The sequence below is a fragment of the Streptomyces sp. AHA2 genome, assembly GCF_036857595.1.
Lineage (GTDB): Bacteria > Actinomycetota > Actinomycetes > Streptomycetales > Streptomycetaceae > Streptomyces.
In genome coordinates this window covers 321040-333592 of sequence record NZ_JAUQWJ010000005.1, presented here as the reverse complement: position 1 = coordinate 333592, position 12553 = coordinate 321040, and the positions used below count along the sequence as shown (strand labels likewise).

At 72.9% G+C, this 12553-nt stretch carries 15 protein-coding genes; 7 read left to right on the top strand and 8 right to left on the bottom strand.

The genetic code is table 11. From position 1 onward, the window contains the following. Positions 1-22 precede the first annotated feature (22 nt). Complete coding sequence (locus tag Q5694_RS14085) at positions 23-1219, bottom strand: glycoside hydrolase family 64 protein (protein WP_333933207.1); 1197 nt, start codon at positions 1217-1219, stop codon at positions 23-25. Between the two features lie 367 nt (positions 1220-1586). Here Q5694_RS14085 and Q5694_RS14080 point away from each other — a divergent pair, with 367 nt between their 5' ends. Next, positions 1587-2483 carry a GNAT family N-acetyltransferase gene (locus Q5694_RS14080; protein WP_333933206.1) on the top strand — a complete coding sequence of 299 codons (897 nt, stop codon included), beginning with the start codon at positions 1587-1589 and terminating at the stop codon, positions 2481-2483. A 149-nt stretch (positions 2484-2632) separates the two neighbouring features. On the opposite strand, the gene Q5694_RS14075 is transcribed toward Q5694_RS14080, so the two are convergent. Next, positions 2633-3532 (bottom strand): Gfo/Idh/MocA family protein, encoded by a 900-nt coding sequence (locus Q5694_RS14075; protein ID WP_333933205.1) that lies wholly within the window; start codon positions 3530-3532, stop codon positions 2633-2635. Positions 3533-3735: 203 nt separating this feature from the next. On the opposite strand from Q5694_RS14075, the gene helR reads away from it, so the two are divergent. After that, entirely contained in the window at positions 3736-5895 is a 2160-nt protein-coding gene (helR, locus tag Q5694_RS14070; RefSeq protein ID WP_333933203.1) for an RNA polymerase recycling motor ATPase HelR, read from the top strand. A 47-nt stretch (positions 5896-5942) separates the two neighbouring features. Here helR and Q5694_RS14065 read toward each other — a convergent pair whose 3' ends face one another. Beyond that, positions 5943-6356, bottom strand: a complete 414-nt coding sequence (locus Q5694_RS14065) for a VOC family protein (protein ID WP_333933202.1) — start codon at positions 6354-6356, stop codon at positions 5943-5945. 153 nt (positions 6357-6509) lie between these two features. Beyond that, positions 6510-6740 (bottom strand): hypothetical protein, encoded by a 231-nt coding sequence (locus Q5694_RS14060; protein WP_333933201.1) that lies wholly within the window; start codon positions 6738-6740, stop codon positions 6510-6512. Positions 6741-6966: 226 nt separating this feature from the next. Between Q5694_RS14060 and Q5694_RS14055 the strand changes: the two genes are divergently transcribed. The 3 genes from Q5694_RS14055 to Q5694_RS14045 all read left to right on the top strand — a co-directional run bounded on the left by Q5694_RS14055 (position 6967) and on the right by Q5694_RS14045 (position 8728). After that, positions 6967-7824 carry an aldo/keto reductase gene (locus Q5694_RS14055; RefSeq protein ID WP_333933199.1) on the top strand — a complete coding sequence of 286 codons (858 nt, stop codon included), beginning with the start codon at positions 6967-6969 and terminating at the stop codon, positions 7822-7824. A gap of 345 nt (positions 7825-8169) precedes the next feature. Then, a complete protein-coding gene (locus Q5694_RS14050; RefSeq protein ID WP_333933309.1) occupies positions 8170-8319 on the top strand; it encodes a hypothetical protein in 150 nt (49 codons plus the stop codon). 157 nt (positions 8320-8476) lie between these two features. Beyond that, positions 8477-8728: a DUF5133 domain-containing protein gene (locus tag Q5694_RS14045; protein ID WP_333933198.1), complete on the top strand. Its 252-nt coding sequence runs from the start codon at positions 8477-8479 to the stop codon at positions 8726-8728. Positions 8729-8774: 46 nt separating this feature from the next. On the opposite strand, the gene Q5694_RS14040 is transcribed toward Q5694_RS14045, so the two are convergent. Further along, positions 8775-9743, bottom strand: a complete 969-nt coding sequence (locus Q5694_RS14040) for a GlxA family transcriptional regulator (RefSeq protein WP_333933197.1) — start codon at positions 9741-9743, stop codon at positions 8775-8777. Positions 9744-9943: 200 nt separating this feature from the next. On the opposite strand from Q5694_RS14040, the gene Q5694_RS14035 reads away from it, so the two are divergent. Beyond that, positions 9944-10414 carry a hypothetical protein gene (locus Q5694_RS14035; RefSeq protein ID WP_333933196.1) on the top strand — a complete coding sequence of 157 codons (471 nt, stop codon included), beginning with the start codon at positions 9944-9946 and terminating at the stop codon, positions 10412-10414. A gap of 151 nt (positions 10415-10565) precedes the next feature. Then, on the top strand, positions 10566-10769 hold the full coding sequence (locus Q5694_RS14030) for a hypothetical protein (RefSeq protein ID WP_333933195.1): 204 nt from the start codon (positions 10566-10568) through the stop codon (positions 10767-10769). Positions 10770-10791: 22 nt separating this feature from the next. Here the strand turns inward: Q5694_RS14030 and tgmB are convergent, their stop codons facing one another. The 3 genes from tgmB to Q5694_RS14015 all read right to left on the bottom strand — a co-directional run bounded on the left by tgmB (position 10792) and on the right by Q5694_RS14015 (position 12427). Next, complete coding sequence (gene tgmB / locus Q5694_RS14025) at positions 10792-11775, bottom strand: ATP-grasp ribosomal peptide maturase (protein ID WP_333933194.1); 984 nt, start codon at positions 11773-11775, stop codon at positions 10792-10794. A gap of 15 nt (positions 11776-11790) precedes the next feature. Then, positions 11791-11982, bottom strand: a complete 192-nt coding sequence (tgmA, locus tag Q5694_RS14020) for a putative ATP-grasp-modified RiPP (protein WP_333933193.1) — start codon at positions 11980-11982, stop codon at positions 11791-11793. A gap of 133 nt (positions 11983-12115) precedes the next feature. After that, positions 12116-12427: a YkvA family protein gene (locus tag Q5694_RS14015; protein WP_333933192.1), complete on the bottom strand. Its 312-nt coding sequence runs from the start codon at positions 12425-12427 to the stop codon at positions 12116-12118. Positions 12428-12553: the final 126 nt, after the last annotated feature.

Genomic DNA, 12553 nt, shown 5'->3' with positions numbered 1-12553 from the left:
CACGTGCGACGGCCGAACGGCCCTAGAAGGGTGTGAGGGTCAGCCGGAAACCGGTGGGTGCCGTGTCCTGGATGTACGAGGCGAAGTCCGCCACGTCGTCGAAGGCGAAACCGTACGCCCGGCCGTCCTCGGCGGCCGCGTGCATGGCCTTGGCGTAGTGGTTGGTCAGGCCGGTGCCGTAGAAGGACGCCGGGTCGGTCGTCGGCTGCGCCGCGGAGGCGAGCAGCGTGGACCGGTTGAACCCGGCACCCAGGATCGCGGCGACCGGGCCGGTCGTGCCGTCGTTGGGCGCTGCGAGGGCGCCGTCGCAGAACAGCACGTCACGGGTGGAGGGCTTGCCGAACGACACCTCGGCGGGGCCGGAGAAGGTGAGGCGTTCACCGCGCACGCGGCCGGTGAACGTGCCCGCGTTGGTGGTCACCCGCAGGTCGCGGCCGGTGTACGTGCTCCACACCTCGTCGATGTAGGGCGCGAGGTAGTCCTCGGCGAACAGCCCGGCGTCCAGCCCGTGGCCGGGCGCGATGATCCGTGTGTCGTCCACCACGAGCCGCTCGAACTCCGGGACCCGGCGCACCGCGTCGAACGCCGCGGCCCGGCCGCCGTCGCGCAGTGTGCCCGTCGTCTGGTCCTTCGCACCGGTCAGCCTGATGCTCAGCGGCACGCTGAACATGTCGACCATGGTCGTGTTGCAGAACATGCCCGAGGAGTTGTACGTGAACTCCGCGCAGTCGTGCAGCACTTCGTAGTTGGGGTCCGAAGGCACCCAGCCGGCCGGGTACTGCAGGGCCGGATCACCGGCTCCGTCCGTGACGACCTTGAACTTGAGCTTGGCACCCAGCGACACGTAGATGCGGCCCGACATATAGGGCAGGGACAGCCGGGTCTCGCCGCCGCCGGCCAGGTCGATGGCGTAGTCGGCGAAACCGTCGGGGCCGTTGTCGGACAGGGCGACGGGGGCCAGGGTGCCCTCGGGGGTGAGCCGCACCTGACGGCCCTCGGCGTTGCCCACCACGTAGACGTGGACGCTCGCGTTGCCGAAGGAGCCGCTGTCGTTGACCAGGGTGAGGGGCAGGGCCGCGGCGGCCTTCGGGGTGCGCGCGGGGGCGTCCGCCAGGGCGTGGGGGGCGAGCGCGGCGACGGCGGGGGCGGCGACGGCGGCACCGCCGATTCCGGCGAGGAGCTTGCGGCGGGTGAGGGGACGCTGGTGACGAGGAGTCATGTGGGGGGCCTCCGGTGGTACGGGGCGGCATGAGAGCGCTCTCATGCCCGTTCTCGGGTCCGGATGCTACGGACGGACCTCGTCCCCGCCAACCCGTGCACCTGGGGAAATCCCGTGAAATCCGGCATCGGTCGGGGCTGCTGAGGCTCGCTTAACCACTTCTTAAGGGCCACTTGAGCTTCGCCGTAATGCGGTGGACGGTCCGGGAGGTGATCGCGTAGCGTGGCCCGCGTCACGCCCCGAGACGAGCGGAAAGGAGGGCAGAGCCGTGCAGTTCACACCGATCCCGCGCTCCCTCCCCGTCGTCCCGGCGTGCAGTGCCTGAGCCCCGGGAGCGCTCCACGCAGCACCGTCCCGGAGGACACCCATGACCGATCCGGTCATCCGCGCGCTCGACGCGAGCGACGCCGCACTCTTCGACACCCTGCCCGACCCGCTGGGCGCCCGCGAGGGCCACCGGCACACCCGGCACCGCCCCGACTGGAAGCGGGTGGCCCTGCGCGACGGCCGGGTCGTCGCCCGAGGCGCCTGGTGGGGCGGCCCCGACGACACCGAGCCCGTCAACGTCAACTGGTTCGACGTGGCCGAGGGCGAGGAGGACGCGGGCGCGGCCCTGCTGCGCACGGCGCCCTGGCAGGTCGAACTGGAGGTGAACCTGCCCGCAGGCTGGCGCGAGGATCCCGCCCTGCGCGCCGCGGCCGAGGCCCGCGCCACCGCCGCCCGCAGGGCCGGCTACGAGCTGCTGGTCGAACGCCTGCTGTACCGCTGGACCCCCGCCGTCGGCCTGCCCGAACGGCCCGGGCGCCTCACCTTCCGGCCCGAACCGGACGACGCCGTCTTCTTCGACGCGCTGCGCCGCATCCACTCCGTCACCCTCGACGCCCACGCGCTGAGGGCGATCGAGAAGGGCGGACCCGACCGGGCGGCGCAGGAGGAACTCGACTTCTTCCACTGGTGCCCGTCGCCGCGCGAGTGGTGGCAGGTGGCCCACACCGCCGAGGGCGAGCCGGTGGGCATCCACATCCCGGCGCACAACCCGTCGGGCCCGTGCGTCGGCTTCATCGGCGTCCTGCCCGGACAGCGGGGCCACGGCTACGCCTACGACCTTCTGGCCGAGTGCACGCACTTCCTGGTCGAGCACGGCGCCGAGTTCGTCGCCGCCGCCACGGACCGGGGCAACGCCCCCATGGCCGCCCACTTCGCCAAAGCCGGCTACCCGGTGGTGAAGGAACGGCTCAACTTCGAGCCGCCCGGCACCGGCTGACGGACCGGCCGCCGACGGAACCGGAGCGCGCCCGGGTCACGATCACCGGGCGCGTCTCCCCTCCGCCGGGGTCCTCGGACCGCCGGAGAACCGTGAACGGGAGTGCGCCCGGCGGCGTTCAGCCGACGCGCTGCCCTCCCGGCAGGTCCTCAGCCCGCCGGGCACCGGTGCGGGCCGCTGTCCAGCAACTCCTGGGCCGCCGCGAGGATTTCGGTGACACGCAGGCCGAACGCCGCGTCGCACGCGTGCGGGCGACCGGTACGGGCGGCGGTGCGCAGGGCGTCCGCGGCGCGCCGGAGGGCGGGCACCGCACCGCCGGAACTCTCCGGGAGCAGGGCCACCCCCGCCTCGCCACGGAGCTCCACGGCGGCACCGGCCGCCGCGGGCGGCGCCGTCAGGCTCAGGGTGAGGGTGCTGGAGGCGCCACCGGCGTGGTCGAGGACGACGTGAGCCGTGTCCCCCGGGCCGTACGCCGCCGCCGTCACGCGCCGCACGTCGCCCAGGACCGGCAGCAGCACCGACAGGGCGTGGGGGCCCACGTCCCACAAGGCGCCCTTCTCGCGCCGCCACGGCGTCGCGAAGGGGCTCTCACCGCTGAAGACCGCCCCGAGCCACTGCGCGCGACCCGTGAACCAGCCCGGCACTCCCGCCTGCTCCTCGATCCAGGCCCCGGGCTCCGGCTGGAAGCGGGTCGTGAAGAACACGACCGAAGCCACTCCGGCCGCCTGAGCGGCCTCGACCACGGCCCGCCCCTGCTCCACCGTCGGGGCGAGGGGCTTGTCGAGCAGCAGGTGGCACCCGGCCCGTGCCGCCCGCACCGCCAGCGCGGCCTGCACCTGGGGAGGGAGCGCCACGGCGACCGCGTCCACGTCCGCGAACAGCTCGTCCGCCTCGTCGTAGGCCCGCACGCCGTGCTGCTGGGCCAGTTCCCTCGCGGCGTCCGGCCGGCGGCCCCACACGCCCGCGAAGTCCAGCTCCTCGTGTCCGCTCAGAGCGGGTGCGTGGGCCATCCGCGCCCATGGTCCGGTGCCGAGCAGTCCTATGCGCATGCCGCCGCCTCTCCAGTGCCTGGAGGACGAGCCTGACACACGGGCGGGGCCGGCCGACGGGAGGGTGCGCGCAACAGAAAAGGCAAGGAGTCCTCTCCTTGCCGCTTTCAAGGTATAGCGCACGGGGGGCCTTGCGGCAAGGCCCCCCGCCTCCCGCACAATGACCGGCCTGACCCCATGACCTGCGGAAACGGGAGCATGACGTGACCCCTGCGACCACGAGCGCGTTCGATCTCCCCGACCGCCTCGCGCACAAGGCCCGACCCGAGCTGATCGCGGAGGACGAGCGCCACTTCACCGCCCTCGCCGACTGCCTCGAGCAGTCGATCGCCGACCTGTCCGGGCGTCTGGAGGCCGAGCGCAGGGCGCCCGGCGGCAAGGGCCGCCAGGCCATGGACCGGGACGCCGAGATCCACCGGCTGACCGCCCGGCTGCGCGCCCTGCGGCGTTTCGGCCTCGACCTGTGCCTCGGGCGCATGGTCGCCGAGGACGGGTCCGGACCCGTGTACGTCGGACGGTTCGGCCTCACGGACAGCGAAGGGCACCGGCTGCTGGTCGACTGGCGTTCCCCCGCCGCCGAGCCGTTCTTCGGCGCCACCCACGCCAACCCCATGGGCCTGGCCAGCCGCCGCAGATACCGCTGGACCGGAGGCCGGGTCGGCGACTACTGGGACGAGGTGTTCGCCCCGGACGCCCTCGGTGGCCACGCCGCGCTCGACGACCAGTCCGCGTTCATCGCGAGCCTGGGCACCGACCGCTCGCCACGGATGCGGGACGTGCTCGGGACGATCCAGGCCGACCAGGACGCCATCATCCGCGCGGGTTCCCGGGGCGCCCTCGTCGTCGACGGCGGCCCCGGCACGGGCAAGACCGTCGTGGCCCTGCACCGCGCCGCCTACCTGCTCCACTCCGACCCGCGTCTGGCCCGCCACCGCCGCGGCGGCGTCCTGTTCGTCGGCCCGCACCGGCCCTACCTGTCGTACGTCTCCGACGTCCTGCCCGGTCTCGGCGAGGAGGGCGTGCAGACCTGCATCCTGCGCGACCTGGTCGACGAGGGCGCCACGGCGGGGGAGGAGAGCGACCGGGAGGCGGCCCGGCTCAAGGCCTCGGCGGACATGGTGCGGGCGATCGAGACGGCCGTCCGGTTCTACGAGGAACCGCCCGCCGACGCCCTGACGGTGACCACCCCGTGGTCGCAGATCCACGTGAGCGCCACCGACTGGTCCGTCGCGTTCGAGGCGGCCGAACCCGGCACGCCGCACAACGAGGCACGGGAGCAGGTCTGGCAGGAACTGCTCACCGTCCTGGCGGGCCGGCACGACGGCCACGCCGCTCACGACGTGCTGCGCGCGCACCTGGCGCGGGACCGTGAGCTGGCCGAGGCCTTCGGCCGGGCGTGGCCGGTCCTCGAAGCGGCCGACGTCGTCGGCGACCTGTGGTCGGTACCCGCCTATCTGCGTCTGTGCGCCCCCTGGCTCACCCGGGAGGAGGTGCGCACCCTGCAGCGCGACGACCCCCGGGCCTGGACCGTGTCCGACCTGCCGCTGCTCGACGCGGCACGCCGGCGGCTGGGCGACCCGCACGCGTTCCGGCGCGAGCGGCGCAACCGGGCCGCCCTCGCCGCCCAGCGGGAGCGCATGGCGGACGTCGTCGACGACCTGCTGCACGCCCACACCTACGACGACGGCGAAGGCGTGCTGGTGATGCTGCACGGGCAGGACATGCGCGACTCCCTCGTCGACGACAGCGCACTGCCCACCGCCGATCCGGACCGGCTGGCCGGCCCGTTCGCACACGTCGTCGTCGACGAGGCACAGGAACTGACCGACGCCGAATGGCAGATGCTGCTCGCGCGCTGTCCCTCCCGCAGCTTCACCGTCGTCGGGGACCGCGCCCAGGCCCGGCACGGCTTCACGGAGTCGTGGCGGGACAGGCTGCGGCGGATCGGGCTGGACCGGGTCACGACGACCGCGCTGAGCATCAACTACCGCACTCCGGGGGAGATCATGGCCGAGGCGGAGCCGGTCATCCGCGCGGTGCTGCCGGACGCCAACGTGCCGACGTCCGTCCGAACCGGCGGGGTGCCCGTCCGTCACGGTTCGACAGCGGAACTGGAGCCGGTCCTGGCCGCCTGGCTGGCCGAACACACCGAGGGGATCGCCTGCGTCATCGGCGATCGCGCGTTCCGGCCGGCCAGCCCCCGGGTCCGGTCACTGACTCCGGCACTGTCGAAGGGGCTGGAGTTCGACCTCGTGGTGCTCGTCGACCCGGAGGGCTACGGCACCGGCGTCGGGGGAGCGGTCGACCGCTATGTCGCCATGACCAGGGCGACGCAGCAGCTCGTCGTCCTCACCGGCTGCTGACCGGCTGGCGCGCCGGGGTCCGCGGCTCCGGCCCCGGTGCCGCCGCATCAGCTCTCGGACCCGCTGATGTCGACCATCCACGGGACGCCGAAGCGGTCCGTGCACATGCCGAACACGTCACCCCACATCTGCTTCTCCAGCGGAACCGACACCGAGCCGCCCTCGGACAGCTTCTCCCAGTAGCCGCGCAGCTCGGCCTCGTCGTCCCCGCTCAGGCTCACCGAGAAGGGGCTGCCCGGCGCGGACTCCATGCCGGGCGGGTTGTCGGCGCCCATCAGGGTGAAACCGCTCGGGGTCTGCAGCATGCCGTGCATGATCCTGTCGGCGTTCGGGGCGTCCGCCTGGCCGAGGTCCCCGTAGGTGTTGAGGTCGAGGGTGCCGCCGAAGACCTGCCGGTAGAACTCCATCGCCTGCCGGGCCTCGCCGTTGAAGGTGAGGTAGGGATTGAGACGCGAGACCATGAGAAACCTCCCGGAAGAGGGCGAGTGGCCCTTTTCGGGCAGCGTGGCCCCGGGAACCGGCAACGGCCCGCCGGGCGCCGCCCGGGCCACGGGCCGCCGCCCGGGGCACGTGCACGGCACCGCCCGGAACGGCGGCGGCCGCCGTACGGCGGCTCAGCTCTCCTCGGCCGCCCCGCTGTTCCAGTCGTACGGACCGCCGCCCCGCCACTCGATCAGCTCGGTGTCGTCCACGGCCGTGTCGGTGGTGGGCAGGCCCTCGCGGTGCACCAGGTCGAGCACGTCGAACAGGCTGTAGGCGACGCCCTTGCTCTCGCCGCGGATGGTCACCAGCCGTCCGCCGTCCGTCGCGGGCGGCTGTACGACCACAGGGGGTTGACCGTCCATAGCCCCACCATGCCCCCCGGACGGCCGGTCCGCAGCTCGATGGCACCCGGAAGCGGTAGGCGCCCGGCCGGGACGTCGTCGGGCCCGGCCGTCAGGTCCGGGCACCCGGATCGCGATTCAGTGGCCCGGGTGCTGAATGCGTTCTCCTTCTTCTATTGGACCCCCGGCCGCCGGGAGACCAGGCTGGAGGGCACCATCGCCCGACATCCGGAAGAGGTCACGAGCCATGCACACCCGCCGCATCGGTGACGTCGAGGTCAGCGCGATCGGGCTGGGCGCGATGCCCATGTCGATCGAGGGGCGGCCGGACGAGGAGCGTTCCCTCGCCACCGTCCACGCCGCGCTCGACGCCGGTGTGACCCTGATCGACACCGCGGACGCCTACCACCGCGACGCCGACGAGGTCGGTCACAACGAGACGCTCATCGCCAAGGCCCTGGCCTCCCACGGCGGCGGCCGGGACGTCCTGGTCGCCACCAAGGGCGGGCACCTCCGGCCCGGCGACGGCAGCTGGACGCTCGACGGCAGTCCCCGGCACCTGAAGCGGGCCTGCGAGGACTCGCTGCGCCGGCTGGGCGTGGAGGCCATCGGCCTCTACCAGTTCCACCGGCCGGATCCGCGTGTCCCCTACGAGGAGTCGGTCGGTGCGATCCGGGACCTGCTGGACGAGGGCAAGATCCGCATGGCGGGCATCTCGAACGCCGACCCCGGGCAGATCCGGCAGGCGAACGAGATCCTCGGCGGCCGACTGGCCTCCGTCCAGAACCAGTTCTCCCCGGCGTTCCGCTCCAGCGAGCCCGAATTGCGCCTGTGCGACGAACTCGGCATCGCCTTCCTCCCGTGGAGCCCGCTCGGCGGCATCTCCAAGGCCGGTGAACTGGGGTCGGGACACACCGCGTTCGCCCGGATCGCCGAGGCGCGCGGGGTGAGCCCTCAGCGGGTGTGCCTGGCGTGGATGCTCGCCACGTCGCCCGTGGTGATCCCGATCCCGGGCGCGAGCCGTCCCGCCACCATCCGCGACTCGCTCGCCGCCGCCGACCTCACCCTGACACCGCAGGAACTGGCGGAGCTGGACGCCGCCTGAACCCGCCCGGGAGCGGGACGGCCACCCGCCGCCCCGCGTCCCGCGCTGTTCACACCCACAGGGTCGCGGCACGGGCCCCTGCGCTGCGGGCACCCACCGGGTCCCGGCCCGGGCCCCTGCGCTGCGGGCACCCACAGGGTCGCGGCGCGGGCCCCTGCGCTGCGGGCACCCACCGGGTCCCGGCCCGGGCCCTCTGCTCCGCGCATACCTGCCGGGTCGTGGCCCGCAGTCCCCTGCTCCGCGCGCCCGCGAGGTCTCCGCTCCGGGTGTGCGCGGGCCCCGTAACCGCGGCACGCGCCCGTCCCGCACCCCGGCAACCGCAGGACCACCGCCGATGGCACCGCCGTGGGAGAGAGGCTCGACACGGTCGAGCACAGCCCCGTCCGGCTGCTGCCGCCGATCACCGCGTCCATCATCGACACCGTCGTCCAGCACCGGCCGCCCGGCCCCCTGTGGACCGGCACCGGGAGTTCGGCACGCACGAGGAGCCCCTGAGCCGGGGCGGCGCGTACACCGCCCCGCACACCGGACAACTCAGCCGAGCCCGTTCGCATCCGATCAGTTCTCGTCATATCCGCCCCGGGTCAGAAAAACATGCGAATGGATGTGTGCGGTTCGGGCATACGCAGCGAAAAGAGAGAGGGGCGCTTACGTGCTGGTACCGGACCGGAAGATCGTCAGGGAGCTGCTGACGCGGTACGCGTCGCTGAGGATCGCTCAGTCGGAGAGGCACGTGCCGGCGGCGGCACGCGAACTGGACGACGTCAGCTACACGCTGTGCGTGATGATGGGGACGTCCGACATCAGCGATGCCATCGCCAAGGCGGATGTCCTGCTGCTCACCGAGGGCAAGCCCGACGCCGCGGACGCGGACGGGGACAACGGCCTGAAGCTCGTCGGCTGACAGCGGCGATACCCGGCGGCACCGGATTGTCCCGCCCCGGCGGCCCCTAAGGGGCGGCCGGGGCGGTGGCCTTCCCGTGGAAGGCCGCGCGGTAGGCGTACGGTGTGGTCCCCGCCACCTTGCGGAACCGCTCACGGAACGCCGTGGGGGAGCCGAAACCGGCCTGACGCGCGATCCGCTCCACGGAGTGGTCCGTGTTCTCCAGCAGGTACTGCGCCCGCCGCACCCGGGCCCGCAGCAGCCACTGCAGGGGAGTGGTGCCGGTCTGCTCGCGGAAGCGGCGGCTGAAGGTGCGCTCGCTCATCCCCGCCCGCGCCGCCAGTGTGGCCAGTGTCACCTCGTGCGCCAGGTTGTCCTCGATCCACTCCAGCACCGGTTCCAGCGCCGACCCGCGGGGCACCGGCGGATGCGTGTGCACGATGAACTGGGCCTGCCCGCCCTCCCGTTCCAGCGGCATGACCGACATCCGGGCGATGTTCGCCGCGACGGCCGAACCCCAGTCCCGGCGGACCATGTGCAGACACAGGTCCAGCGCGGCGGCCGCACCGGCCGAGGTGAGGATCTGCCCGTTGTCGACGTACAGCACGTCCGGCTCCACCTGGACCTCGGGGAACCGGCGGGCCAGTTCCGCCGCCGCGACCCAGTGCGTCGTCGCACGCAGCCCGTCGAGCAGTCCCGCCTCCGCCAGGACGAAGGCACCGACGCACACGGAGGCGATGCGCGTACCGGCCGCGGCCGCCTCCCGCAGCGCCGCCAGCACCCGGGCGGAGGGCGGACCGGCCTGCGGTGAGCAGCCCGGCACGATGATGGTGTCGGCCTCGGCCAGCGCCTCCAGGCCCTGGTCGACGCGCAGGGTGAAACCGCCGTCGGCGCGCACCTCCGGGGTCTCCGCGCACAGCCGCACGCGGTAGGCGGGCCGGCCGTCCGGCAGGTGGGTCCAGGCGAAGGTCTGCTGGGGTGCCGCCATGTCGAACGGCACCACTCGGTCGAGAACCAGGATCGCCACGGAGTGCATGACGGCCACCTTAGGCGGATTCCCGCCACCTCGGGACACCCGGTGGGACACGGCCCCCAGCCGGCCCCGAGGAGAAGAGGCAGGCCGGGGGAGTTGGCGGGAATCCGTGGGAAGCTGTCGTTCCAGCCCCTGGGCGATCCATGGCCGCGCTCCCTAGCGTGGGCCCGGCACCGCTGATCGCATCCATGGAAAGAGTCCCGGTGACCAAGATCCTCCTGTCCCTCCACGTCCTGGCCGCCATCGTCGCCATCGGTCCCGTGACCGTCGCGGCCAGCATGTTCCCGCCGGCCGCCCGCCGCGCCGTCCCCGCCGGCGACGCCCTCGACCCGGCCGCGGTCGGCACCGTCGCCCTGCTGCACCGCATCTGCCGCGTCTACGCCGCCGTCGGCCTCACCGTGCCGGTGCTCGGCCTCGCCACCGGTGCCGCGATGGGTGTGCTGGGCAGTGGATGGCTCGTCACCTCCATCGCGCTGACGGCCGCCGCCGCCGGTGTGCTGCTCGCCTTCGTCCTGCCCCGCCAGGAGGAACTCCTCGGCCGGCTCGAGGACGATCGGACCGTCGAGCGCGGCGACACCGTGCAACTCGCCATGTTCACCGGCATCTTCAACCTGCTCTGGGCGACGGTCACCGTCCTGATGATCGTGCGGCCCGGATCCACCACCGGAGCCTGAGGAGCCGTCGCGGGCCCGCGCGTTTCACCGGTCACGGATGTCCGGTCTGCGTCAAGTCATCCCCGGGAATTCACACTCCGGGACTTCCCGCCGCCTACACTCGCAGTCTCGGCCCCGTACGGAGCCGACGAGCAGAAAGGCGCGTTGACGGGTGTTCCAGGATTCCCCCATCTACGACCGACTCATCGCGGAGCGCGGCGACGTCCCCGGACAGGTGCGCCGTGAGGCCGAACGCGTGAGCAGGGAACTGGAGCTGGTCATGCGGCCCTCGCAGTCCCTCGGATACGACCGGCCCCACTCCCCGGGCACGGGCTGGCAGCGCGCGGGCATGCTCCCGGGCCCGCGACCGCAGTGACCCCGGGCCCGGACCCGGGTGGTCAACGGACCGTTGTCCCCGAGCCGTTGAACTGCGCCGGCACGACCGGGAGCGGGCGTGCCAGCCACTCGGCGATGGTGCGGGCGATCGGCTGGTTCGTCTCCACCTCGACGAATCCGAACTGACCCGACTGGTTGCACTCCAGGAACCACCAGTCCCCGTCCGCGTCCTCGACGAAGTCGAAGGCCCCGTAGGCCAGTCCGGCCTCGCGCATGTACGCCTCGACGCCCGGCCCGATGAACGACGGCACCTCCGCGGCCAGCCACGGCGGGCCCGGTGCGGCGAACCGCACGTCGACCTCGTCCGGATCGGCGTCCGGAGGCGTCTCCTTGCGGGCGGCCAGCATCCGCTCGCCGACCACGGTCAGCCGGACGTCGGCCCGCTTGCCGATCCGCCGCTGCAGCAGCGTCGGCCCGAACGCCACCGCGGCGAAGTCCGTGTCCGGCGCCACCCGGCTGGTCGGCACCGCCCGGGGCGGATCCTGCGGATGCGCGCCCGACACCGGCTTCACCACCAGATCCGGATAGCGTTCGGCGAACTCCCGGGCGGCACGCGGGAACGTCGTGATCAGCGTCGCCGGCACGGGCAGGCCGCACTGCTGGGCCAGCCGTAGCTGCCAGGGCTTGTGCCGGGCCCGGCGGGCCGCGTCCGGATGGTTCATCCAGCGCGCGTTCGAGCCCCGCAGCATGCCGTAGAGGGCCTGGGCGGCCTCCTCGGTCAGCCAGGAGGACGGATGGACCGCGTTCCCGGCCGGGGCGCCCGGGCGGCGCACCCAGACCGACCGCAGCCCGGCGAGACTCACCAGCCGCCCCCCGGCCGACAGATGGCCGCGGAACCGGCCGTGGACGTACTCACCGGACAGGGCGACACCGCGGGTCAGGTCGGCGGGGTCGATCCGGACCACCGGGACCCCCGTCGCGTTCAGGTGCACGACCACCATGTCCGCGGTGACGTCCTCCTCACAGGTGAGGATCAGTACGGTCATCTTCGCGACCCGTGATCAGTCGTCGAAGTGCGTCTTGGAACCGGCGGTGGACGTCGTCGTGCCGAACTCCCTCAGCAGGGCGAAGTCGCAGGCGGCGACCCGGCCGTCACGGAGTACGTTCAACTGCTGTCCGGCGTCGTACACGTACGGAATGGCAGCGTCCAACTCCACTGCCGGGCGCGCGTAGTTGAGCGCGAACGGTTGCATCGTCTCTCCCTCGTCGGTGCTGCGCCGGCCGGTCGGCGGAGCGGGGACGCTGAACGCCCGCCCCGCCGACGGGAATCGGCTTCCAGAGACTTATACGAGTCGAACGGGTGGTTGGTTTCCTTACTTTCCGTAGTCATCGGGCCGGAAGGCGGTCCGGCCGGTGATCCGTACTGCGCTCCCGTTCGCCGAGGGAGCCGCGGACAGTGCGCAGAGCAAGGAGCAGGACACCGATGTCGTCCAGGTACACCGGATCGGGCAACAGGTCGACGGGCAGCACGAAGTAGAGCAACGCGCCCCAGAAGACCCAGCGCGGACCCGCGGGCAGTCCCGCGCGCCGCAGATCGCGCCGGGTCCGCACCAGCCGCACGAGAATGCCGACGGCGAAGGCCAGGACGACGGCCGCGAGCACAGCGGCCACAGTGATCACCAGCGTGGTCGTATCCACAGGTCGCCCTCCTCATGGCATGCCGCGACACGGGGTGTCCCTTCCTGGATTCCCGTTTCCGCCGCCTGTATTGCGGTCGCACCCGACATGTCGGCCCGTCGGCGGACCCGTCCGTGCGCCCGGGTC

Coding starts and splice junctions, on each gene's coding strand:
- Q5694_RS14085 (WP_333933207.1), bottom strand. CDS start 1,219: ATGACTCCTCGTCACCAGCGTCCCCTCACCCGCCGCAAGCTCCTCGCC.
- Q5694_RS14080 (WP_333933206.1), top strand. CDS start 1,587: ATGACCGATCCGGTCATCCGCGCGCTCGACGCGAGCGACGCCGCACTC.
- Q5694_RS14075 (WP_333933205.1), bottom strand. CDS start 3,532: ATGCGCATAGGACTGCTCGGCACCGGACCATGGGCGCGGATGGCCCAC.
- Q5694_RS14065 (WP_333933202.1), bottom strand. CDS start 6,356: ATGGTCTCGCGTCTCAATCCCTACCTCACCTTCAACGGCGAGGCCCGG.
- Q5694_RS14060 (WP_333933201.1), bottom strand. CDS start 6,740: ATGGACGGTCAACCCCCTGTGGTCGTACAGCCGCCCGCGACGGACGGC.
- Q5694_RS14055 (WP_333933199.1), top strand. CDS start 6,967: ATGCACACCCGCCGCATCGGTGACGTCGAGGTCAGCGCGATCGGGCTG.
- Q5694_RS14040 (WP_333933197.1), bottom strand. CDS start 9,743: ATGCACTCCGTGGCGATCCTGGTTCTCGACCGAGTGGTGCCGTTCGAC.
- tgmB (WP_333933194.1), bottom strand. CDS start 11,775: ATGACCGTACTGATCCTCACCTGTGAGGAGGACGTCACCGCGGACATG.
- tgmA (WP_333933193.1), bottom strand. CDS start 11,982: ATGCAACCGTTCGCGCTCAACTACGCGCGCCCGGCAGTGGAGTTGGAC.